This window comes from Microbacterium sp. W4I20, assembly GCF_030816505.1.
Taxonomy (GTDB): domain Bacteria; phylum Actinomycetota; class Actinomycetes; order Actinomycetales; family Microbacteriaceae; genus Microbacterium.
In genome coordinates this window covers 1,818,213-1,839,970 of record NZ_JAUSYB010000001.1, presented here as the reverse complement: position 1 = coordinate 1,839,970, position 21,758 = coordinate 1,818,213, and the positions used below count along the sequence as shown (strand labels likewise).

19 protein-coding genes are annotated in these 21,758 nt (G+C 69.3%); 9 read left to right on the top strand and 10 right to left on the bottom strand.

Annotated elements, in window-relative coordinates; genetic code table 11:
• Positions 1-23: 23 nt before the first annotated feature.
• From QFZ21_RS08855 to QFZ21_RS08840, 4 genes are all read left to right on the top strand, one after another.
• Positions 24-1,679, top strand: a complete 1,656-nt coding sequence (locus QFZ21_RS08855) for a glycoside hydrolase family 13 protein (RefSeq protein WP_307381266.1) — start codon at positions 24-26, stop codon at positions 1,677-1,679.
• A gap of 61 nt (positions 1,680-1,740) precedes the next feature.
• Entirely contained in the window at positions 1,741-3,111 is a 1,371-nt protein-coding gene (locus QFZ21_RS08850) for an extracellular solute-binding protein (RefSeq protein WP_307376825.1), read from the top strand.
• A 3-nt stretch (positions 3,112-3,114) separates the two neighbouring features.
• A complete protein-coding gene (locus QFZ21_RS08845; protein WP_307376821.1) occupies positions 3,115-4,080 on the top strand; it encodes a carbohydrate ABC transporter permease in 966 nt (321 codons plus the stop codon).
• Complete coding sequence (locus QFZ21_RS08840) at positions 4,077-5,024, top strand: carbohydrate ABC transporter permease (protein WP_307376818.1); 948 nt, start codon at positions 4,077-4,079, stop codon at positions 5,022-5,024. Before QFZ21_RS08845 ends, QFZ21_RS08840 begins: the two co-directional genes overlap by 4 nt.
• A gap of 7 nt (positions 5,025-5,031) precedes the next feature.
• On the opposite strand, the gene QFZ21_RS08835 is transcribed toward QFZ21_RS08840, so the two are convergent.
• The 4 genes from QFZ21_RS08835 to QFZ21_RS08820 all read right to left on the bottom strand — a co-directional run bounded on the left by QFZ21_RS08835 (position 5,032) and on the right by QFZ21_RS08820 (position 10,083).
• Positions 5,032-6,432, bottom strand: a complete 1,401-nt coding sequence (locus tag QFZ21_RS08835) for a rhamnulokinase family protein (RefSeq protein ID WP_307376815.1) — start codon at positions 6,430-6,432, stop codon at positions 5,032-5,034.
• A complete protein-coding gene (locus QFZ21_RS08830) occupies positions 6,429-8,483 on the bottom strand; it encodes a bifunctional aldolase/short-chain dehydrogenase (RefSeq protein WP_307376812.1) in 2,055 nt (684 codons plus the stop codon). Before QFZ21_RS08830 ends, QFZ21_RS08835 begins: the two co-directional genes overlap by 4 nt.
• 71 nt (positions 8,484-8,554) lie before the next feature.
• Positions 8,555-9,721, bottom strand: a complete 1,167-nt coding sequence (rhaI, locus tag QFZ21_RS08825; protein WP_307376810.1) for an L-rhamnose isomerase — start codon at positions 9,719-9,721, stop codon at positions 8,555-8,557.
• The gene (locus QFZ21_RS08820; protein ID WP_307376808.1) at positions 9,718-10,083 is read right to left on the bottom strand and encodes an L-rhamnose mutarotase; all 366 of its coding nucleotides are present in this window, start codon (positions 10,081-10,083) and stop codon (positions 9,718-9,720) included. The genes rhaI and QFZ21_RS08820 overlap by 4 nt, the downstream gene beginning before the upstream one ends.
• 140 nt (positions 10,084-10,223) lie before the next feature.
• Between QFZ21_RS08820 and QFZ21_RS08815 the strand changes: the two genes are divergently transcribed.
• The 5 genes from QFZ21_RS08815 (at position 10,224) to rhaS (ending at position 16,094) form a co-directional block, all read left to right on the top strand.
• Entirely contained in the window at positions 10,224-11,228 is a 1,005-nt protein-coding gene (locus QFZ21_RS08815) for a LacI family DNA-binding transcriptional regulator (protein WP_307376804.1), read from the top strand.
• 160 nt (positions 11,229-11,388) lie between these two features.
• The gene (locus QFZ21_RS08810) at positions 11,389-12,903 is read left to right on the top strand and encodes a sugar ABC transporter ATP-binding protein (RefSeq protein ID WP_307376801.1); all 1,515 of its coding nucleotides are present in this window, start codon (positions 11,389-11,391) and stop codon (positions 12,901-12,903) included.
• Entirely contained in the window at positions 12,900-13,931 is a 1,032-nt protein-coding gene (locus QFZ21_RS08805) for an ABC transporter permease (protein ID WP_307376798.1), read from the top strand. Before QFZ21_RS08810 ends, QFZ21_RS08805 begins: the two co-directional genes overlap by 4 nt.
• Positions 13,928-14,986, top strand: a complete 1,059-nt coding sequence (locus tag QFZ21_RS08800) for an ABC transporter permease (RefSeq protein WP_307376795.1) — start codon at positions 13,928-13,930, stop codon at positions 14,984-14,986. The genes QFZ21_RS08805 and QFZ21_RS08800 overlap by 4 nt, the downstream gene beginning before the upstream one ends.
• 61 nt (positions 14,987-15,047) lie before the next feature.
• On the top strand, positions 15,048-16,094 hold the full coding sequence (gene rhaS, locus QFZ21_RS08795) for a rhamnose ABC transporter substrate-binding protein (protein ID WP_307376793.1): 1,047 nt from the start codon (positions 15,048-15,050) through the stop codon (positions 16,092-16,094).
• 82 nt (positions 16,095-16,176) lie between these two features.
• Here the strand turns inward: rhaS and QFZ21_RS08790 are convergent, their stop codons facing one another.
• The 6 genes from QFZ21_RS08790 to QFZ21_RS08765 all read right to left on the bottom strand — a co-directional run bounded on the left by QFZ21_RS08790 (position 16,177) and on the right by QFZ21_RS08765 (position 21,640).
• Positions 16,177-16,902 carry a creatininase family protein gene (locus QFZ21_RS08790; RefSeq protein ID WP_307376790.1) on the bottom strand — a complete coding sequence of 242 codons (726 nt, stop codon included), beginning with the start codon at positions 16,900-16,902 and terminating at the stop codon, positions 16,177-16,179.
• Positions 16,899-17,879: an aldo/keto reductase gene (locus QFZ21_RS08785; RefSeq protein WP_307376787.1), complete on the bottom strand. Its 981-nt coding sequence runs from the start codon at positions 17,877-17,879 to the stop codon at positions 16,899-16,901. The genes QFZ21_RS08790 and QFZ21_RS08785 overlap by 4 nt, the downstream gene beginning before the upstream one ends.
• A gap of 150 nt (positions 17,880-18,029) precedes the next feature.
• Complete coding sequence (locus QFZ21_RS08780) at positions 18,030-18,896, bottom strand: AraC family transcriptional regulator (protein WP_307376784.1); 867 nt, start codon at positions 18,894-18,896, stop codon at positions 18,030-18,032.
• Complete coding sequence (locus tag QFZ21_RS08775) at positions 18,893-20,191, bottom strand: cytochrome P450 (protein ID WP_307376781.1); 1,299 nt, start codon at positions 20,189-20,191, stop codon at positions 18,893-18,895. Before QFZ21_RS08775 ends, QFZ21_RS08780 begins: the two co-directional genes overlap by 4 nt.
• Before the next feature lie 13 nt (positions 20,192-20,204).
• Positions 20,205-21,380: an NAD(P)/FAD-dependent oxidoreductase gene (locus tag QFZ21_RS08770; RefSeq protein ID WP_307376778.1), complete on the bottom strand. Its 1,176-nt coding sequence runs from the start codon at positions 21,378-21,380 to the stop codon at positions 20,205-20,207.
• Entirely contained in the window at positions 21,377-21,640 is a 264-nt protein-coding gene (locus QFZ21_RS08765; protein ID WP_307376776.1) for a ferredoxin, read from the bottom strand. Before QFZ21_RS08765 ends, QFZ21_RS08770 begins: the two co-directional genes overlap by 4 nt.
• Positions 21,641-21,758: the final 118 nt, after the last annotated feature.

Here is a 21,758-nt window from a genome sequence, read left to right as displayed (position 1 = left end):
CTGCATCCCCCCGCATCCTGAGCATGCCGGCGGATGAGGGATGGTGGCGCACCGCCGTGATCTACCAGGTCTACGTGCGCAGCTTCGCCGATGGGAACGGCGACGGCACCGGTGATCTCGCCGGAGTGCGCGAACGACTTCCGTACCTGAAGAGCCTCGGTGTCGATGCGCTCTGGTTCAACCCCTGGTACCTGAGCCCTCTCGCCGACGGCGGGTATGACGTGCAGGACTACCGCGAGATCGACCCGCGGTTCGGCACCCTGCAGGAGGCGGAGCAGCTGATCGCCGAGGCGCTCGAACTCGGCATCCGCACCATCATCGACATCGTCCCGAACCACATCTCGGACCGGCACGAGTGGTTTCGCCAGGCATTGGCGGCCGGCCCCGGCAGCGTCGAACGCGAGCGCTTCTGGTTCCACCCCGGCCGCGGCGAAGCAGGCGACGGCATCCCCACCAACTGGGTCTCGAGCTTCCAGGGCGAGACCTGGACCCGGACCACGAACCCCGACGGCACACCCGGCGAGTGGTACCTGCATCTGTTCACCCCGGAACAGCCCGACCTCAACTGGAACCACCCCGACGTACGGCGCGAGCACGAGGACATCCTCCGCTTCTGGTTCGACCGGGGGGCCGCCGGCGTGCGCATCGATTCGGCGGCGCTTCCCGCGAAGGACCCCGCCCTTCCCGACCTCCCGTCGGGCGGCGCACCCGCCGTCGACCATCCGCACCTCGATCGCGACGAGCTGCACGACATCTACCGCAGCTGGCGCTCGGTCGCCGACGAGTACGAGGGCGAGCGCGTCCTGGTCGGGGAGGTCTGGCTCGACGACCCGGAGCGGTTCGCCCGCTACCTCCGCCCCGGCGAGATGCACACCGCGTTCAACTTCGGGTTCATGACCCAGCCGTGGAGCGCACAGGCGATGCGCGACTCCATCGCCCGCACACTGGCCGAGCATGCGCCGGTCGGCGCCCCGGCGACCTGGGTGCTCTCGAACCATGACGTAACACGACCGGCGACGCGCTACGGGCGCGCCGACTCCGGCTTCGCCTTCGACCGCAAGCGCTTCGGCACGCCGACGGATGCTGCGCGCGGGCAGCACCGCGCCCGCGCCGCGGCGCTGCTGATCGCGGCTCTCCCCGGCAGTCTCTACATCTACCAGGGCGACGAGCTCGGACTCCCGGAGGTCGAGCTCCCGCTCGACGCGATCGAGGATCCGATGCACTTCCGCTCCGGCGGGGTCGATCCGGGGCGGGACGGATGCCGGGTGCCGTTGCCCTGGTCGGGTACGGCGAGCCCGTACGGTTTCGGCGGCCGGCCGTGGTTGCCGCAGCCGACGGACTGGGCGCGGTTGACCGTCGAGGCGCAGGAGCAGGATCCCGCATCGACCCTCCACCTCTACCGCCGGGCCATCGCGCTGCGACGGAGCCTCGTCGATCTGGCCGAGGGGGAGCTCTCCTGGCTGGAATCGGGCGCCGACGTGCTGGCCTTCCGACGCGGCGACGGCATGATCAGCGTCACCAACCTCGGCCCGACGGCGGTGCCGCTCCCCGCCCACCACGAGGTGCTTCTCGCCAGCACGCAGCTCGACGGCATGCTGCCGCCCGATGCCACCGCCTGGCTCGGGCTGCGGGCGGTGCCCGAGCGCGGGGCTTCCGTGCCGCACCGAGTTCAGAGATGACCCGACCCCGCATGACCCACCCCTGCACGACCCGATCCGCACTCACATGGAAGGAAAGACGATGAAGTCACCCACGAGGACCCTGGTCGCCGGCATCGCCGCACTGGCCACGGTCACCGCTCTCGCCGGCTGCTCCGCAGACGGAGGAGAGGGCGACGCGAGCGGCAAGACCGAGCTGCGCGTCGCGACGTTCCCGCCCGGCGCCGATGCCGCGGCCTACGACGCCTTCGCCGCTCAGGAGAAGCAGTTCGAGAAGGAGCATCCCGACATCGACATCATCGGGGTCGAGTACGAATGGGAAGGGCCGACCTTCGCGGTACAGCTCGCCGGCGGCAGCCTGCCCGACGTGTTCACCGTGCCGTTCACCGACTCCAAGACCCTGCTCGAGAACGGGCAGCTGATGGACGTCACCGACGCGATCGACGAGCTCGGGTACACGGACCGGTTCAACCCGGTCATCCTCGACGGCGTCACCGGCGACGACGGCAAGCTCTACGGCTTCCCGCGCCAGGCCTACGCCGCGGCCCTGCATTACAACCGCGATCTGTTCGAGCAGGCCGGGCTCGATCCGGACAACCCGCCGCAGACCTGGGACGAGATCCGCGAGGCCGCCAAGGCGATCACGGATGCCACGGGCAAGGCCGGCTACGCGCAGATGGCCATCAACAACACGGGTGGCTGGCAGCTCACCTCGCAGACCGTCGCGCGCGGCGGGCGCACCCAGACCGACAACGGCGACGGCACCGCGGAGTCGACGATCGACAACGACGCGACGAAGGCGGCGCTGCAGTTCCTGCACGACGTGAAATGGGAGGACTCGTCCTTCGGCTCGAAGGTCGACCTGGACTGGGGCACGATCAACCAGGAGTTCGCCGCCGGGAACATCGGAATGTACACGTCCGGCTCGGACATCTACACCGCACTCGTACGCGACTTCGGGATGGACTCCGCGATCTACGGCATGACGGTCGTGCCGCTGGAGGGCGATGATCCCGGCACGCTCGGCGGTGGCGACATCGCGGTGATGAGCCCGACCATCGATGAGACGACCAAGGCGGCCGGCGTCGAGTGGATCGACTGGTACTACATGCAGAAGCTCATGGATGAGGATGCGGCCGTGCAGGACGCGAAGACGCTGAGCGAGTCGGACCAGGCCGTCGGCACCCCGCTGCTGCCGGTGCTCAGCCGCGAGCTGTACGAGGAGTCGCTCGGTTGGATCGCCGACTACATCAATGTCCCGGTCGAGCAGATGGCGCCGTTCAGCGAGCGCATCTGGGACCAGACGCCGGTGGGGGAGCCGAAGGTCAAGACGCAGGAGGTGTACTCGCTCCTGGACTCGGTGGTCCAGACCGTGCTCACCGACGAGAACGCCGACATCGACGCCCTGCTGGCCCAGGCCCAGACCGACGCCCAGGCGAAGCTCGACGAGTAGTCCATGACGATGACGCTCTCTGAGCAGCGGGTGGCGGCGGAGGAGACTCCGCCGCCCCCTGTGCGCTCCGCTCGCCGCCGCTCGCCCCTCACCTGGTACCGCGGCGGCGGTCTCGCGAACCTCCTCTTCGTCCTCCCGATGCTGTTCGTGTTCGTGTTCTTCTCGTGGTCGCCGATCGTGCAGTCGGTGATCATGAGCCTGCAGAAGACGAACCTGATCGTGGCCGAATGGGTCGGCTTCGACAACTACCTCGTCGTTCTGAGCGATCCGGAACTCGGACGGGCGGTGATCAACACGCTCTGGTTCGCGGTGCTCGCCCTCCTCTTCGGCTTCCCGCTGCCGCTGCTCATGGCCGTGCTGATGAGTGAGGTGCGTCGTGGCAAGGGGCTCTACTCGGCCCTCGCGTACCTGCCGGTCGTCATCCCGCCGGTCGTCGCCGTGCTGCTGTGGAAGTTCTTCTACAGCGCCGACCCCTCCGGCGTCTTCAACACCGTGCTCGGCGCCGTCGGCATCCCGCCGCAGCCGTGGATCCAGGACGCGGTGCAGGCCATGCCCTCGCTGGTGCTCGAGGCGACCTGGGCCGGGGCCGGCGGGTCGATCATCATCTACCTCGCCGCGCTTCTGGGTGTTCCGCCCGAGCTCTACGACGCCGCCGAGGTCGACGGCGCCGGCATCTGGAAAAAGGTCTGGCATGTCACGCTGCCGCAGCTGCGCGGCATCCTCTTCATCATGCTGATCCTGCAGGTGATCGCCACCGCGCAGGTGTTCCTCGAACCGTTCCTGTTCACCGGCGGCGGCCCTGCCGGTGCGACGAAGACCGTGCTGCTCTACATCTACGACAAGGCGTTCCGCAACAGCCTCGGCGGCGACTACGGCGAGGCCACCGCGGTCTCGGTGCTGCTGGCGATCGTGCTGGCGGTGCTCTCGTGGCTGTACTTCACGCTGACCGACCGATGGAGCACGACATGAGCCTCACCACTCGCCTCTCGACGCGGGCGGCCGAGAAGGCCGCCGAGCGCGCGGTCGACAGTGCGGGCGACCGCACCGTCATCTCCGCCTCGGAACGCCGGCGCCCCGGCATCCGATTCGGCATGTCGCTGACGCACGTGTTCCTCACCATCGGGCTGGTGGTCGCCGGGCTGGGGCCGATCCTCTGGCTGGCGAAGTCCGCGGTCACTCCCACGCAGGACACGCTGCAGCAACCCTTCGCGCTGTGGCCGAACGGGATCGACTGGGCGAACCTGTCCACCGCGTGGAACGACATCCACATCGACCAGTACTTCCTCAACACGGTGGTGATCGCGGTCGGCGCCTGGTTCGTGCAGCTGTTCATCGCGACCACCGCCGGGTACGCGCTGTCCGTGCTGCGTCCCGCGTACGCCCCCGTGCTCAATGCGCTCGTGCTCGCGACGCTGTTCATCCCCGGGATCGTGCTGCTGGTGCCGCTGTACCTGACCATCGTGAACCCGCCGCTGCTCGGCGAGGTCAACCTGCTGAACAACTACCTGGCCGTGTGGCTGCCGATGGGCGCGAACGCGTTCAACATCCTGCTCGTGAAGCGGTTCTTCGACTCGCTGCCGCGCGAGGTGTTCGAGGCGGCGCGCACGGACGGCGCCGGCCCTTTCCGGCTGTTCTGGTCGATCGTCCTGCCGATGTCGAAGCCGATCCTCGGAGTGGTCTCGGTGTTCGCGATCATCGCCGCGTGGAAGGACTACCTCTGGCCGATGCTGGTGCTGCCCGATCCCGCGGTGCAGCCCCTGTCGGTGCGACTCCCCGCCGTGCAGTCGCAGACCGAGCTCGACGTGTTCCTCGCGGCGCTGGCGATCGCGACGCTGATCCCGATCGCGATGTTCCTCGTGTTCCAGTCGGTGTTCCTGCGGTCGGCAGGGCTCGGGGGAGCGGTGAAGGGATAGACCCGCGTCAGGGGTGCGGCTCGAAGCGCTCCGGCGGATGGGTCGCGGCGACCAGGGCGCGCAGACCCTCGAGCGTCGCGGGGGCGGCGCCGAGGGCGCGGGCCTGCACGAGCACGTTCCCCAGGGCGGTCGCCTCGACCGGGCCGGCGAGCACCGGCAGGCCGGTGCGATCGGCGGTCGCCTGGCAGAGCAGGCGGTTGAGCGAGCCGCCGCCGACGAGATGCACGACGTCGAGCGTGCGCCCGGAGAGAGCGGATGCCGTCTGCACGGCTTCCGCGAACGCCGCGGCGATCGACTCGACGATCGTGCGGGCGAAGGCGGCTCTCGATGAGGGCGCGTCGCCACGGAGAAGCACGGTGATGCGCGTCGGCATGTCGCCCGGCGCACTGAGCGAAGGGTCGTTCGCGTCGAAGAGCGGGATGTCGCCCGTGACGGCGGATGCGGCGGTGAGCAGCTCGGACAGATCGAGGCTCGCGCCGTCCTCCGCCTCCCACGCCCGCACGGTCTCGCTGAGCAGCCACAGCCCGGTGACGTTGTGCAGGAACCGGTAGCGGCCGTCGACGCCGAGCTCGTGCGTGAAGTTCGCCTCGCGCGCGGCATCCGTCAGCACCGGCTCGGTCAGCTCGACGCCGACGAGTCCCCAGGTGCCGCAGGAGATGTAGGCGGCCGACCCTGCGACCATCGGCACGGCTACGACGGCCGAGGCGGTGTCGTGCGAGCCGACCGCGATGACGGGCAGGTGCTTGCCGATCCGGGCGGCGAGTTCGGGACGCAGGGTGCCGATCGTCGTGCCGGGGTCGACGAGCGGCGGGAGCAGAGCCGCCGGGATGCGGAGGCGGGCGGCGAGGTCGGCGTCCCACTCGCCGGTCTCGACGCCGAGCAGGCCGGTCGTGGAGGCGTTCGTCCGTTCGGCGACCCGCGCACCGGTGAGGAGGAACGCGAGCAGATCGGGGATGAGGAGTGCGCTGTCGGCATCCGTGATCCGCGAGTCGGCCCGGTATTGGTACAGGGTGTTGAACGGCAGGAACTGCAGGCCGTTGCGGCGGTACAGCTCGGCGAACGGGAGGAGCGCGTGCACCTCTTCGACTCCGCGGGCCGTGCGGGCGTCGCGGTAGTGGAACGGCTCGGCCAGCAGGTCGTCGCCCGCGAGCAGCCCGTAGTCGACCGCCCACGAATCGATGCCGATGCTCTCGATCGCGGGTTCGCGGCGCACGGCCTCGGCGAGCCCCTCGACCACGTGCTCGGACAGCGCCGCGAAGTCCCAGTGCAGGCCGTCTTCGCGCTCGACCGGACCGTTCGGGAACCGCGAGACGAGTTCGAGCTCGAGCACGCCGTCGCCGACCCGCCCGATCACGACCCGCCCGCTGGTCGCTCCGAGGTCGACCGCCGCGACGGCCCGGGTGGTCATCGCAGGAAGGCGGCGGCGACGCCGGAGTCGACCGGGATGTGGAGGCCGGTGGTGCGGCTCAGCTCGGGGCCGGTGAGTACGAACACCGCATCCGCCACGTTCTCGGGAACGACCTCGCGCTTGAGGATCGTGCGGTTCGCGTAGAACTGGCCGAGGTCCTCTTCCGCGACGCCGTAGGTCGCGGCGCGGTTGGCGCCCCAACCCGAGGCGAAGATGCCCGAGCCGCGCACGACGCCGTCGGGGTTGATGCCGTTGACGCGGATGCCGAACTCCCCGAGCTCGACCGCCAACAGCCGCACCTGGTGCGCCTGGTCGGCCTTGGTCGCCGAGTACGCGATGTTGTTGGGGCCGGCGAAGACCGAGTTCTTCGACGAGATGTAGATGATGTCGCCGCCGAGCTTCTGGTCGATGAGCGCGCGGGCCGCGGCCTGCGAGACCAGGAACGAGCCCTTCGCCATCACGTCGTGCTGCAGGTCCCAATCCTTCTCGGTCGTCTCCAGCAGCGGCTTCGACAGCGAGAGTCCTGCGTTGTTCACGACGAGGTCGACGCCGCCGAAGGCGAGCACCGTCGTATCCATGGCGGCCCGGATCGCCGCGGCATCCGCCACGTTCGCCGCGACGCCGATCGCGACATCGGTGTTCCCGAGTTCGGCCGCGGCGGCCTGCGCCTTCTCGAGGTCGAGGTCAGCGACGACGACGCACGCGCCCTCGGCCGCGAGGCGAGTGGCGATGGCCTTGCCGATGCCCGATGCCGCGCCGGTGACGAACGCGATACGGCCCTGGTGGGACTTCGGTTTCGGCATCCGCTGCAGCTTGGCCTCTTCGAGGGCCCAGTACTCGATGCGGAACTTCTCGGCGTCGGAGATGGGGGAGTAGGTGGACAGCGACTCGGCGCCGCGCATGACGTTGATCGCGTTGACGTAGAACTCGCCGGCGACGCGGGCGGTCTGCTTGTTGGCGCCGTAGGAGAACATGCCGATGCCGGGGATCAGCACGATGAGCGGGTCGGCGCCGCGGATCGCGGGACTTGCCGCGGTCCCCGCTGAGCCTGTCGAAGCGTGCGCGTCGTAGTAGGCCTGGTAGTCGGCGCGGTACTCCTCGTGCAGCTCGCGCAGGCGGGCGATCTGCTCCTCGAGTGACGCGGTGGCCGGCAGGTCGAGGATCAGCGGCTTGACCTTGGTGCGCAGGAAGTGGTCGGGGCAGCTCGTGCCGAGGGCGGCGAGTGCCGGAGCCTTCTCGGACGCCAGGAAGTCGAGCACCACGTCGGCATCGGTGAAGTGGCCGATCTGCGGACGATCGTGCGAGGCGATGCCGCGAATGGTGGGGGCGAGTGCTGCCGCGCGCTCGCGGCGCTCGGCCTCGGGCAGTGCTTCGAAGCCGGCGCGCACGCCACCGAACGGATCAGCCTTCCCGTGCTCGGCGAGATAGGCGGATGCCGTCTCGATGATCCACAGCGAGTTCGCCTCGGCCGCCTCCGACGTGTCGCCCCAGGCGGTGATGCCGTGTCCGCCGAGGATGCAGCCGATCGCAGCCGGATTCGCATCCTTGATCGCGGCGATGTCGAGACCCAGCTGGAACCCGGGGCGACGCCAGGGGACCCAGGCGACCTTCTCGCCGAAGATGCTCGCCGTCAGCGCCTCGCCGTCGGCCGCGGTCGCGATCGCGATGCCGGAGTCCGGGTGCAGGTGGTCGACGTGCGCAGCATCCACCAGCCCGTGCATCGCGGTGTCGATCGAGGGCGCGGCACCGCCCTTGCCGTGCAGGCAGTAGTCGAAGGCTGCGACCATCTCGTCTTCTCGCTCGACACCGGGGTAGACGCCCTTGAGCGCGAGCAGGCGGTCGAGGCGCAGCACCGCGAGACCCGACTCCTTCAGGGTGCCGAGGTCGCCTCCCGAGCCCTTGACCCAGAGCAGCTCGACCGGCTGCCCGGTGACCGGGTCGGTCTCGGTGCCCTTGGCGGACGTGTTGCCGCCGGCGTAGTTGGTGTTCGCGGGATCCGCGCCCAGGCGGTTCGACCGCTCGATGAGGGCGGCGGCAGTGGGATTCGTCATCAGTCTTTTCCTCGGAGTCGAAGAGCGCGGGTTCGAGAGAGTGGGGTGTGCGAGATCGGGCGGAGAGGCGCTCAGGCGCCCCAGCCCGCCTGGACGCCGCCGACGCGGTCCGCCGCGATCTTCTGCTGGTAGCCGGATGCCGCGTAGGCCGCCATCGGATCGCCGGCGAGACCGCGCGACTCGCGCCACTCGGCCAGCGCCGGGCGCACATCGGTGTAGAACGCATCCATGAAGACCGCGTTGGCGGCGAGCACGTCGCCCGACTTCTGCGCGGCGGTGAGGGCGTCGTGATCGACGAGCAGCGCACGCGCCGTCATCTCCTGCACGTTCAGCACCGAGCGGATCTGGCCGGGGATCTTGTCCTCGACGTTGTGGCACTGGTCGAGCATGAACGCGACGTCGGGATTGTTGAGTCCGCCGCCGCGGATGACCTCGAACAGGATGCGGAAGAGCTGGAACGGATCGGCGGCGCCGACGATCAGGTCGTCGTCGGCGTAGAAGCGCGAGTTGAAGTCGAAGGAGCCGAGCTTGCCGAGGCGCAGCAGCTGCATGACGATGAACTCGATGTTCGTTCCGGGGGCATGGTGGCCGGTGTCGAGGCACACCATGGCCTTCTCGCCGAGCGACGACACCTGGGCGTACGACGTGCCCCAGTCCGGAACATCGGTGTGGTAGAACGCCGGCTCGAAGAACTTGTACTCGAGCACGAGCCGCTGGTCGTCGCCGAGCCGTGCGTAGATCTGCTGCAGCGACTCCTGCAGGCGGTCCTGGCGGCCGCGCAGGTCGGCCTGGCCGGGGTAGTTCGACCCCTCGGCGAGCCAGATCTTGAGGTCGCGGCTGCCGGTGGCGTCAATCACGTCGATGCAGGCGAGGTGGTGGTCGATGGCCTTCTGCCGGATCGCGGCATCCTCGTGCGTGAGGGCACCGAACTTGTAGTCGTCGTCCTGGAAGGTGTTCGAGTTGATCGTGCCGAGCACGACGCCGTGATCCTCCGCATGCTTGCGCAGGTCGTCGAAGGAATCGACCAGGTCCCACGGGATGTGCAGGGCCACTGCCGGCGCCAGAGCCGTGTACCTGTGCACCTGCGCGGCATCCGCGATCTTCTCCCACGGATCGCGCGGCGTGCCGGGCGTGCCGAACACCTTGAAGCGGGTGCCGGAGTTGCCGAAGGCCCAGCTGGGGAGCTCGATGGCCTGCTGCTCGAGGGCGGCGAGATGGTCGGAGGTGAGGATGCTCATGAGGCGGAGCTTTCGTTGTCGGTGCCGGCCGCAGCCGTCAGCTGGTCGTGCAGATTGAAGACTTCGGTGAGGGGAGCGGCGGCCTGATCGGCGCGCCCGTCGAGACCGACGAAGAACTCGGCCATCGACGCCTCCCAGCGGGCGGCGACCTCGGAGTTCGCGAGGTACTGCCGTGCGGCGTCGTCGTCGTCGGTCTCGTAGTACCCGAACAGACGCCCGCCTTCGCCGAGGAAGATCGAGTAGTTGCGGCGGCCCGCCGCGGCGATCTCCTCAAGCAGCTCCGGCCAGACCGGGGAGTGCCGGGCGATGTACGCCTCGATCATGTCGGGGCGCACGGTCAACTGGAACGCGACGCGGGTCACGGCACTCCTTCGTGGTGTGAGCGGGGTGGGATAGACCCATTCAATGAATCGATCCAACCATGAATCGTTTCAAACTGTAATGTGGACATCAGCATCCGTCAAGAGATGCCCTGACGTCGAACCGCCGGAGGCCGCCGATCATGTCCGTGAGCGTGAAGGACGTCGCCGCGAGGGCGGGCGTGTCGGTCGGAACCGTCTCCAATGTGCTCAATCGGCCCGACAAGGTGGCCCGCGCGACCGTGGAGCGTGTCCAGGCGGCCATCGATGCTCTCGGGTTCGTGCGCAACGACGCCGCCCGCCAACTCCGCGCCGGCCGCAGTCGCAGCATCGGCCTGATCGTGCTCGACAGTGCGAACCCGTTCTTCGCCGAGGTCGCCCGCGGCGCCGAGGAGCGCGCGGCCCGCGAGGGCATGGCCGTGCTGCTGGGGAACAGTGACCAGAACGCCGACCGCGAGGTGTCGTATCTCGACCTCTTCCGCGAGCAGCGGGTCAGCGGCGTGCTCCTGACCCCCACGGATCTCGCGGGATCGGCCGTGCGTCGCCTGGCCGACAGCGGCATCCCGCTGGTGCTCGTCGACGAGGAGCTGCCCGGCGGAGCGACCCCGTCCGTCGCCGTCGATGACATCGAGGGTGGGATGCTCGCCGTCTCCCACCTGCTCGGGAGGGGGAGGCGGCGGATCGCCTTCGTCGGCGGACCCTCGTCGATCCGGCAGGTCGCGGACCGTCTCGAAGGTGCGCGGCGCGCCCTCGCCACGACGCCGGATGCCTCGCTCGAGGTGATCGAGCTCGACGCCCTCACCGTTCTGTGCGGGCGCGATGCGGGCGAGGAGATCGCGCGCCGCCCGGCGGATGAGCGTCCGGATGCGGTGTTCTGCGCGAACGATCTGCTGGCGGTCGGACTGCTGCAGGGGACCGCGATCCTCGGTTCGGTCCGGGTTCCGGAAGACCTCGCGATCATCGGCTACGACGACATCGACTTCGCCCAGGCGGCGGTGGTGCCGCTGTCGTCGATCCGGCAGCCGGCCCGTGCGATCGGGGTCACGGCCGTCGAGCTGCTGCTCGAGGCGCTCGCGTCGCCGCGGGGTGCCGTGCGTCACGTGCGGTTCCAGCCCGAGCTCGTGGTGCGGGCCTCGACCGGGCGCTGAGCCGTATTCGGGGGCTCCGAGGACTTATCGGATCCGTGACTTGACCGGACGGTCGCGGTTACCTACACTTGCGATGAATCGCGAATGAATCGATTCATATCTTTTCCTCGGGAACCGCAGTTCGGGACCCGACTCACCCGCACCTCGACGAGGAGGAACCGTGCCGAGCAGCGATGCCCCGGTGGTACTCGAGCTGACGGACGTCGCCAAGGCGTTCGGCGCAGTCATCGCACTGCGTTCAGGAAGTCTCCGCGTGCAGTCCGGTTCCATCCACGCCCTCATCGGCGAGAACGGCGCGGGCAAGTCGACGCTCGTCAAGATCGTCGCCGGCCTCTACCGCCGCGACGGCGGTGGGTTCCGCTTCGACGGCGAGGATGTCGACTTCACCTCCACGGCGCAGTCGAAGGCGGCCGGCGTCGCGGTCATCTACCAGGAGCCGACCCTGTTCCCCGACCTCTCCGTGACGGAGAACATCTTCATGGGTCGCCAGCTGGTCGGTCGCTTCGGTCGCATCGACCGCAAGGCGATGCGACACGAGGTCGAGCGTCTGTTCACCCGGCTCGGCGTCGCGATCGACCCCGACCGTCCCGCCGAGGGGCTCTCCATCGCCGACCAGCAGGTCATCGAGATCGCCAAGGCCGTCTCGCTCGACGCGAAGCTGCTCGTGATGGACGAGCCGACCGCGGCGCTGTCCGGCGTCGAGGTCGAGCGCCTCTTCACGATCGCCCGCAGCCTGCGCGACGAGGGCCGCGGCCTCATCTTCATCTCGCACCGCTTCGACGAGGTGTTCGCGCTCTGCGACACCGTCACGGTCATGCGCGACGGCGCCTACATCTCCACGACCGCCATCGCCGACACCACACCGGCCGAGCTGGTGCGACAGATGGTCGGGCGCGACGTCACCGACCTCTTCCCCAAGCAGGACGCCGTGATCGGCGCTCCGCTGCTCGAGGTCGAGAACCTCACCTCTCCCGGTGTCTTCCACGACATCTCCTTCACCGTGCGCGCCGGCGAGATCGTCGGTCTCGCCGGTCTCGTCGGCGCCGGCCGCAGCGAGGTCGCCCGGGCGATCTTCGGAGTCGACGACTACCGCGAGGGCACGGTCACGATGAAGGGCAAGCGCATCCGCGGCGGCCGGCCCACCGAGGCCATGCGCGCCGGCATCGCGCTCGTCCCCGAGGATCGCCGCAAGCAGGGCCTCGTGATCGAGTCGGGGGTCGGGCGCAACATCACGATGGCGATCCGCCGTCAGCTCTCGCGCGTCGGTCTCCTCACCACCGGCGCGGAGAACCGGGCCGCACGCGAGTGGGCGAGCAGGCTCGAGGTGAAGGCGCACTCCTTCGACACGGTCGCCGCGACGCTCTCGGGCGGCAACCAGCAGAAGGTCGTCCTGGCGAAATGGCTCGCCACCGAACCCGACGTCCTCATCATCGACGAGCCGACCCGTGGCATCGACATCGGCACCAAGTCCGAGGTACACCGGTTGCTGTCCGAGCTCGCGGGGCAGGGGATGGGCATCCTGATGATCTCGTCCGAACTCCCCGAGGTGCTGGGCATGGCCGACCGGGTGCTCGTCATGCGAGAAGGACAGATCACTGCGGAGATCGACCGCGCAGAGGCCACCAGCGAGAACGTGATGTTCGCCGCCACGCACGCATCGGAGCAGCACTCGTGACCTTCACCTCCACCACCCGCATCCCGGTCTCGGGCATCACGAAGCACATCGGTGCGCTCGGCAAGGCCCGTGAGTTCGGCATCCTGGTCGCCCTGGCGCTCGTCGTCGTGGTGGCCACCGCCAAGAACCCGGCGTTCGTTTTCTCGCCGGACGGCTGGCGCGACCTGCTGCTGACCCCGTCGATCCTGGTGCTCGTCGCCGTCGGTCAGGCGTTCGTCATCATCACCCGCAACGTCGACCTCTCGGTCGGCTCGGTGATGGGGCTGTCGGCGTACCTGACCGGACGCCTCTTCATCGACCTGCCGAGCCTGCCGATCCCGGTCGTCGTGCTGCTGTCGGTCCTGTTCGGAGCGGTCCTCGGACTCATCAACGGCGCACTGGTGGCCTTCGCCAAGGTGCCCGCGATGGTGATCACGCTCGGCACGCTCTACGCCTATCGCGGCATCAACGTGATGTGGGCGGGGTCGACCCGCGTGAACGCCTCGGACATGCCGAAGGACTTCCTCGCGATCGGCACCGGCCAGATCCTCACCATCCCGATCCTCGCGATCGTCGCGTTCATCGTGCTCGCCGCTGCCGCCTGGTATATGCGGAACACCCGCGGCGGGCGAGAGTACTTCGCGATCGGCTCCGACCCGGCCGCGGCCGGCCTCTACGGCCTCAAGGTCACGCGCCGGGTGCTCACTGCGTTCGTGCTGTCGGGAGCTCTGGCCGGCCTCGCGGGCGTCTTCTATGCGGCGCGCTACGGATCGGTCAGCTCGCAGGCCGGAGCCGGCTGGGAGTTGGATGCCGTCGGCGCCGCCGTCATCGGCGGTGTCGCGATCACCGGCGGCGTCGGCACCGTCTGGGGAGCGGCGATCGGCGCCATGCTCCTGATGACCATCAACCGCGCGCTGCCGATCCTCGGCATCCCCGACTTCTGGCAGCGTGCCGTCGTGGGTGTGCTCATCATCGGCGCGATCGTGCTCGACCGCTGGCTCGCCGTGCGGCAGAGACGGCAGCTCATCGAATCGAGGGACCAGTCATGACGACCGCGACCGCAGACACCGCCTCCCTGAACCGGGTGGCGCGCGACTTCGAGAAGCCGCTCTGGCGCCGCATCCTGATCACCAGGGAGAGCGCGATCATCGCGCTGCTCATCATCGTGGTCGCCTACTCGGTGCTCACGGTGCGCGGCTTCGGTCAACCGATCACGCTCAACTACCTCCTGCTCGACGTCGCGGCGATCCTGCTCATCGCCCTTCCGATGGCGCTCATCATGATCACCGGCGAGATCGACCTCTCGGTGGGCAGCATGGTCGGTCTCTCCAGCATCGTCACCGGTGCGGGGGTGCAGGCGGGCCTCCCGTTCGAGGTCGCCGCGATCCTGGCACTGCTCGCCGGCGTGGTCGGCGGCGCCTTCAACGGATTCCTCGTGACCGTGGTCGGACTGCCGTCGCTGGCCGTCACCATCGGCACGCTCGCACTGTTCCGCGGCCTCGCCGTCGGCATCCTCGGATCCACCGCCGTCACCGACTTCCCCGAGATGTGGACCGCGCTCGCCAAGGCAAAGATCGCCGGCACCACGATCCCGTACATCATGGTGCCGTTCCTGATCCTGCTGGTCGTGCTGATCGTCGTGCTGAACTTCACCGCCTTCGGGCGGGGGATCTACGCGATCGGTCTCTCGAAGGATGCCGCCCGGTTCTCGGGCGTGCATGTCGAGCGCACGAAGTTCCTCCTCTTCGTGCTCGCGGGACTGGTCTCCGCCTTCGCCGGCATCTTCTACACGCTCCGGTTCGGCAGCGCGCGCGGTGACAACGCCACGGGGCTCGAACTGCAGGTCATCGCCGCGGTCGTGCTCGGAGGCGTCTCGGTCTTCGGAGGGCGAGGGCAGCTGCACGGCGTGGTCGCCGCCGTGCTCCTGATCGGAGTGCTCTCCAGCGCTCTGCGCCTCGCCAACGTCACCTCCGACGTGATCAACGTCATCACCGGCGCTCTGCTGGTCGTCTCGGTCGTGAGCGCCAGCGTGCTCGCCTGGCTACAGAAGACTCGACGGCGACCCGGCCGTCTCCCGCATCTCGCAGCATCCACAGCACCATGACCGAGCTGCGTCCTCGGCCGACGGCACCCGTCTCGGTCGCCCGCACGAAAGGAACGAAACAATGAAGTTTGCACACAAGCGTGTGGCGGCGGTCGCCGCGATGGCAGTCGCTGCGGCGATCGCACTGTCCGGCTGTGCCGACACCGGCGGCTCCGGTGGCGGCGGCGGTGGCGGCGAGTCCGAAGGCGGCAGCGACAACCTCGCGATCACCTTCCTGCCCAAGAACCTCGGCAACCCGTACTTCGACACGTCGAGCAAGGGCGGCAAGGCAGCCGTCGAAGACCTCGGCGGCACCTTCGCCGAGGTCGGTCCGGCGGAGTCGGGCCCCGATGCGCAGGTCAGCTACATCAACACCGCGACGCAGCAGGGTGTCGGCGCGCTCGTCGTCTCGGCGAACGACCCGACGGCGATCTGCGACGCACTCGACGAGGCTCGCGACGCCGGCGTGAAGGTCGTCACCTTCGACTCCGACACCGAGCCGGGATGCCGCGACCTGTTCGTCAACCAGGCGACCGCCGACGGCATCGCCAAGATCCAGGTCGACCTCATCGCCGAGCAGATCGGTGACGCCGGCGAGATCGCGATCGTGTCGTCGACGGCCAACGCCACGAACCAGAACGACTGGATCGCCAAGATGGAGGAGCTGCTCGCCTCCGAGCACCCCGACATCACCCTCGTGGAGACCGTCTACGGCGACGATGACGAGCAGATCTCGTTCGACAAGACGGCGGCGCTGCTGCAGTCGCACCCGAACCTGAAGGGCATTATCTCGCCGACGACGATCGGCATCTCGGCCGCCGCCCGTTACCTGTCCACCTCGGACTACAAGGGCAAGGTCGCGCTGACCGGTCTCGGCACCCCGAACCAGATGCGCGAGTATGTCGAGAACGGCACCGTCACCTCGTTCGCCCTGTGGAACCCGGAGGACCTGGGTGCTCTCGCGGCCTACGCCGCCGGTGCGCTGATCACCGGCGAGATCACCGGCAAGGAAGGCGACGAGTTCGAGGCGGGCGAGCTCGGCTCGTTCACCGTCGGTCCCGACGCCACCGTGCTGCTCGGTGACCCGTACGTGTTCGACAAGGAGAACATCGGCGAGTTCGACTTCTGAGTCGAGAACGACGAGAGAGGCGCCCGGTCGGAAATCCGACCGGGCGCCTCTTCGTGTGCATGATTTCCGGCGTGCGGCGGGGCTACGCGTCCTCCGCCAGCCCCCCGGTCCAGTGCACGAGGTGCTCGAACAGGGGAGCCGCGCTCTCCACATCGAGGCGGCGCGGGTCGGCGCCGAAGATGCCGTGCAGCGGATGCTCGGCGCCGTGGCGGTTCTGTCCGTAGGGGTCTTCGTCCGCCGGGGCCGGGAACGCGTCGGCGTCCGGGAGCACGCTCACATCCACCAGCTCGGGTGACATCGCGTGCAGCAGCAGCGACTCGAATCGTCCGGCGTGGTCGGGCGCGACCGGCGGCTCTGGCGCCTGACCGAGGGTGCGGGCGACGGCCGACAGCTCCGAGCGGCCGCCGTTCCAGCGCTCGGCCACACGCGTGATGAGGTCGCGCTGCTCGTCGGCGAAGTGACCGCTGAGGATCACGGCGCGACGCACGCCGAGCTCGGACAGCCGCAGCAGGGTCTCGCCCAGCAGCGCCTCGATGGCATCCGGGTTGTCGCTCATGATCGTCCACGGGTACCGGCTGTGCTCCCCGCCGACCGCCTGGTAGTACGCGGGCAACACGATGCCCCCGCCGCGCTCGGCCGCGGCGAGGCAGATGCCGTAAGCCGTGAGCGCGTCGAGACCGATCGGCAGGTGCGGACCGTGGAACTCCAACGAGCCCAGCGGAAGATAGGCGACCGGCGCGATCGCGAGGCGATCTTCGATCTGCTGCGGGCTGAGCCGCTCCACGGCGGCTGTCGATGAGGTGGTCATACGTAGAAGTTCCTCTGCCACTCGAACGGCGCGAGCTTCTCGTGGAGCCCGTCGACCAGCCCCTGGCCATCCGCGAAGGACAGGTTGCGCGCGATGCGCTTCTGCGAGGTCATGCCGACGATCGCCGTCGACACCTCGGGGCGGTCCAGTACGAAGCGCACGGCCGCCTCGTCGAGCCCCGGGTAGTGCGCCTCGGTCACCTTCTTCAGCTCGTCCAGTCGCTCGAGGGTCTCGGCGAAGCGCTCGCCGCGGAACATCGTCTTCAGCACCGAGTCCTCGGCCCACTCGTCGTAGGACGATGCCGTCCACGCGCCGCTCAGCGAACCGGAATCGAGGGCCACCCGGGCGATGATCGCGGTGTCCGATGCGGCCGCGGCGGCGAACAGCGCGTGCTCCGGTCGCTGCTCGAAGATGTTGTAGATGACCTGGATCGAGTCGACGAGGCCGGACCCGGCGATCTCGACGCCCTCGTCAGCGCGGTAGTCGCGCAGCGAGACGCCGATCCGGTCGATCTTGCCCTCGGCCTGCAGCGCGCGAAGGGTGTCGAGCCAGGCGCGGTCGTGCATGCCGCCCGGCATCCAGCAGTGCAGCTGGATCAGATCGAGCCGGTCGACGGCGAGCCGGCGCAGCGACTGCTCCACCTGCGCCCGGAGATACTCGGGCGGGTAGGCGGCGGCGATGTCGGGATCGTCGACCGACGGATGCGGCCAGGCCGTCGGCTGCAACTTGGTGGCGACGAAGATCTTCTCGCCCTGCCACTCGCGCAGCGAACGCCCGACGACCTCCTCGCTGTGCCCTGAGCCGTACATCTCCGCCGTGTCGACGAAGTTGATCCCTCGCTCGTAGGCCTCGAGAAGAGCCCGCACGGAGGCGTCGTCGTCGACCGGCCCCCATTGGCCGCCCAGCTGCCACGCCCCGAAGGACACTTCGCTGATCTCCCACCCTGTGCGTCCGAACCGACGCCGATGAACCGTCATGTGCAGGTGCGCTCCTTCACGCTCTGGCGCAGCCGACACTGCGCGACTCTGCTGTCGAATCTACGGATCGCGGCCGCTCCACGGCGGGCACCGGAACACCGAAACATGGACTGGACGAGCAGGGTGCTTCCCGCGGCTCGCGAACGGCGGTCAGGGGCGGAGCGTGGCGCGGGCGAACTGGCTGGGAGCGACGCCGTAGGCACGCCGGAACGCGCGCGAGAAGTACAGCGGATCGGGGTAGCCGACGAGCTGCGCGACCTCGCTCACGCGCAGGCCGGTGGTGCGGAGCAGACTGCTCGCCTCGCGCAGGCGGTGATGCCGGATCCACGCCTGGGTGGACTCGCCCGTATGCCGCACGAACAGGCGCTGCGCAGTGGTCTCACTGCAGCGGGCGGCCTCCGCGACGCGCGCCACGGTCAGCGGCTCGGCGATGTGGTGGCGGATGAACGTCATCATCAGCTCGAGCGACCCGGGGAGCGTCGCCTGCTGCACGTGCGTGTCTGCCCAGGCCTCGTTCTCGAGCAGGATGAGGCGGCCGAGCGCGCGGAAGTAGTCCTCGTCGAAGCCGCCTTCGCCGAGCCGCTCGATCGCCATGGTGCCGAACTCGGTGATGCGGCGGGCGGCGGCGTTGCGCATCGAGGAGAGCCCGGGGCGGAAGGCGGAGGCATCGCCGCTGCGAGCGGGATCGTCGAGCAGCGGATCGCCCGGCAGGTGCGCGACTCGCGGGATGACGGCGGCATCCCGGTCATGCCGCGGGACCACGTGCAGGGTGCCGATGTGGAACGGACCGCGGGCGTGGGCGCGGTACTCGACGTGGTGGTTCCAGGGCAGGCGCAGCACGTGCTGGGCGTCGACGGCGAAGCGTTGGCCGCCGGCGCGGATCTCACCGCCACCGCTCACGATCCAGACGAACGAGACGCTCTTCACATGCGGATTGACGATGCGCTCGCCAGAGGAGAACCGGTACCAGTTCGCCCCGACGACGACCGGGTCATCGTCGGGGCGAAGGGTCGTCATCTCGCCGATGCTAGTTCACTCGCGGCATCCGACACAGGCTCGAGACGCGCGATCACGCTCCCTGCCTCGTAGACGGCGACGGGGTGCGCGAACGGCTGCGGGGTGAGCTGTTCGGCGTCGACGAGCTCGATGGCGGGGAAGGCCTCGAGGAGCGCGGTGATCGCCTCGCGGATCTCGACCCGGGCGACCTGCTGGCCGATGCAGCCGTGGATGCCGTAGCCGAAGCCGAGGTGTCCGAACGCGTCGCGCTCGACGTCGAAGGTCTCGGCATCCGCTCCCCAGTGCGCAGGGTCGCGGTTGGCGGAGACGGGCGACACCGACACCGAGGTTCCGGCCGGGATCGTCGTCCCCTCGACCTCGACGTCTTCGAGCGCGGTGCGCGCGAACAGTGTCACGAACATCGCTCCGACCCGCATGAACTCCTCGACGGCCGGGCGGATCTTCTCCGGCTCGCTCTGCAGGATCGCGCGCTGGTCGGGATTCGTCAGGAGAGCGACGGATGCCGTGGCGATCAGGTACGCCACCGAATCGCGACCGGCGCCCATGAGCAGTCGCAGCACTCCCTCGACCTCGATGCGGTCGAGATCGGGGTGGGCGAGCAGGTCGCTGATCACGTCGTCGCCGGGCGAGCTGCGGCGCTCCTCGAGCAGAGCGCGGATGAAGTCGTACTTCTGCTGCGCCGTGGACTCCTCCACGAACAGCGCGACGAAGGTCTCGTAGTGGTGTTCCGGGATGCCGATGACATGGCAGTGGGTGCGCGCCGAGATGGGCATCGCGTACTCGCGCCACAGATCGACCTCGGCTCCCAGGGTGCGCAGCCGCGCGATCTGCTCGGCGATCATGCCGCGGATCCACGGCTCGCGCGCGCGGGCCTGGCGCACCGAGAAGCGCGCGGTCACTGCGCGGCGGAGCTTGGAGTGCTCCTCGCCGTCGAGGTTGAGCAGATTGAGGTCGTCCGACCGCTGTCCTGCCTCGTCGAGCTCGCCGGGCGCTTCGAGAGGGACCGCGGCGGTCTCGGCGGTGCCCTCTTGGGCGCCCTCGTGCCCGGTGCCGTGGGATTCGACGGCAGGGCCCACCGGCATCCGTCCGGGGCGCATGCTGAAGCGCGGGTCCTGCAGCACGCTCACTGCGGCGTCGTAGCGGGTGGCGACGAGGCCCTCGTGGCCGTCCTGGAAGTCGAGCGGTATGAACGCCGCCTCCTCCCGCCAGGCCGCGAGCTGCGGCGACGGTGCGAGGGGTGTGCCGTCTCCGGGCAGGGAGCGGGCGTGGAACGGGCATCCGGCGGGGATCGTCATCGATCTACCTTCTTCAGGGTTGGGGGACAGGAGGGGCGGAGGTCACGACGGCGGTGCGGGCGGTGCGGAAGTCGCGAGGCGAGGCGTTCCAGCCGACGACGCCGCGGAGGTGGCCGGCGGCGTCGCGGCTCTCGAGCACGGCGCCTTTGGCGTCGGCATCCGTCGTCGTGTCGATCAGCGGATGCTGCGCGTCGAACCATCCGTAGGCGTTGATGCGCGTGCCGTGGATCTCGGACCAGAAGAACGGGACCGGCTGCGGGCTCTCCGCACCGTGGGTGAGCCGGGAGGCGACCGCGATCGCCTGCTCGATCGCGTTGCTCTGGTGCTCGACGCGTACGTGCTCGCCGGTCACCGGGTCGGCCCAGGCGGCGACGTCGCCGACCGCCCAGACACCGGGGGCGGCAGCGCCCGCACGGTCGCAGGCGACGCCGTCGCTGAGGTCGAGGGATGAACCGTCGAGCCACCGCGTGCGCGGCGTTCCGCCGATCACGACGACGACGAGGTCGAAGGAGCGGGTGGTGCCGTCGACGGTGAGTTCGGTACCTCCGCCGGTTGCCGGGGTGGCGGCGGTGATGTCGGCGCGTAGCGCGAGTTCGACGCCGTGGTCCTCGTGCAGGCTGCTCAGCCGGTCGGTGAGGAGCCGGCCGACCCCGCCGAAGCCCAGTGAGCCCGAGCGCCCGAGGAGGAGTGTTTCCGCGTCGTGCTTTCGTGCGGCGCTGGCGATCTCGGAACCGAGGATGCCGGAGCCGACGACCGCGATGCGACGCGCGGTCTGCAGGCGCTCGCGCAGCTGGACCGAATGCTCGAGGGTGCGCAGCGTCGGAGCGTCGGTGAGCAGCGGATGCGTGCGCGGTTCGGTACCGGTCGCGATGACCAGCTCGTCGAAGGGGAGCGGACCGTCGGAGGTCTGCAGCACGCGGGCGTCGACGTCGAGCCCGATGGCCGCGCAGCCGGTGCGCACGTCGATGCGGAGGTCGTCGAGCTCGGCCGTCGTCCGGATGGCCGCTTCCTCCGGGGTCCACTCGCCGAGGAGGATCTGCTTCGACAGCGGAGGGCGGGTGTACGGCAGGTGCGACTCGTCGCCGAGCAGGATGATCTCGCCGTCGAAGCCCTCCTGGCGCAGGGTCTCGGCGGCGGTGAGTCCGCCGATCGATGCGCCGACCACGACGACCCGTGCGGGTGCGGTCATGGCGACGTCAGGGTGATGGCGCGAGCCGGGCACAGGCGCACGGCACGGGTGGCATCGATGAGGTCGGAGCCCTCCGGGTTCGGCTCGAGCAGCAGGACGATGCCGTCGTCGTCCTGGTCGAAGACGTCGGGTGCGACGAGTGCGCACTGGCCGGCGCCGACGCAGGCTCCGGTCTGGACCGTGATGCTCATGGATACTCCTCTGTACCTCTGCCGGTGCTGTCCGTGCGGCGTTCGCTTCGCCGAGGACGATGGGGTCAATTCAAATCGTTCGAGCCGGTATTCCCTATGCTCGACGCGTGCAGAACATGGACTGGACGATCACCCGCTGCGGACCACCGAGCGCGAGCGGCGCCTCGGTTCGTGCCCGTCGCGCAGA

Excerpts from the sequence above, each read along its gene's own strand:
- QFZ21_RS08855 (WP_307381266.1), top strand. The coding sequence starts at position 24 with ATGCCGGCGGATGAGGGATGGTGGCGCACCGCCGTGATCTACCAGGTC.
- QFZ21_RS08850 (WP_307376825.1), top strand. The coding sequence starts at position 1,741 with ATGAAGTCACCCACGAGGACCCTGGTCGCCGGCATCGCCGCACTGGCC.
- QFZ21_RS08845 (WP_307376821.1), top strand. The coding sequence starts at position 3,115 with ATGACGATGACGCTCTCTGAGCAGCGGGTGGCGGCGGAGGAGACTCCG.
- QFZ21_RS08840 (WP_307376818.1), top strand. The coding sequence starts at position 4,077 with ATGAGCCTCACCACTCGCCTCTCGACGCGGGCGGCCGAGAAGGCCGCC.
- QFZ21_RS08835 (WP_307376815.1), bottom strand. The coding sequence starts at position 6,432 with ATGACCACCCGGGCCGTCGCGGCGGTCGACCTCGGAGCGACCAGCGGG.
- QFZ21_RS08830 (WP_307376812.1), bottom strand. The coding sequence starts at position 8,483 with ATGACGAATCCCACTGCCGCCGCCCTCATCGAGCGGTCGAACCGCCTG.
- rhaI (WP_307376810.1), bottom strand. The coding sequence starts at position 9,721 with ATGAGCATCCTCACCTCCGACCATCTCGCCGCCCTCGAGCAGCAGGCC.
- QFZ21_RS08815 (WP_307376804.1), top strand. The coding sequence starts at position 10,224 with ATGTCCGTGAGCGTGAAGGACGTCGCCGCGAGGGCGGGCGTGTCGGTC.
- QFZ21_RS08800 (WP_307376795.1), top strand. The coding sequence starts at position 13,928 with ATGACGACCGCGACCGCAGACACCGCCTCCCTGAACCGGGTGGCGCGC.
- rhaS (WP_307376793.1), top strand. The coding sequence starts at position 15,048 with ATGAAGTTTGCACACAAGCGTGTGGCGGCGGTCGCCGCGATGGCAGTC.
- QFZ21_RS08790 (WP_307376790.1), bottom strand. The coding sequence starts at position 16,902 with ATGACCACCTCATCGACAGCCGCCGTGGAGCGGCTCAGCCCGCAGCAG.
- QFZ21_RS08785 (WP_307376787.1), bottom strand. The coding sequence starts at position 17,879 with ATGACGGTTCATCGGCGTCGGTTCGGACGCACAGGGTGGGAGATCAGC.
- QFZ21_RS08780 (WP_307376784.1), bottom strand. The coding sequence starts at position 18,896 with ATGACGACCCTTCGCCCCGACGATGACCCGGTCGTCGTCGGGGCGAAC.
- QFZ21_RS08775 (WP_307376781.1), bottom strand. The coding sequence starts at position 20,191 with ATGACGATCCCCGCCGGATGCCCGTTCCACGCCCGCTCCCTGCCCGGA.
- QFZ21_RS08770 (WP_307376778.1), bottom strand. The coding sequence starts at position 21,380 with ATGACCGCACCCGCACGGGTCGTCGTGGTCGGCGCATCGATCGGCGGA.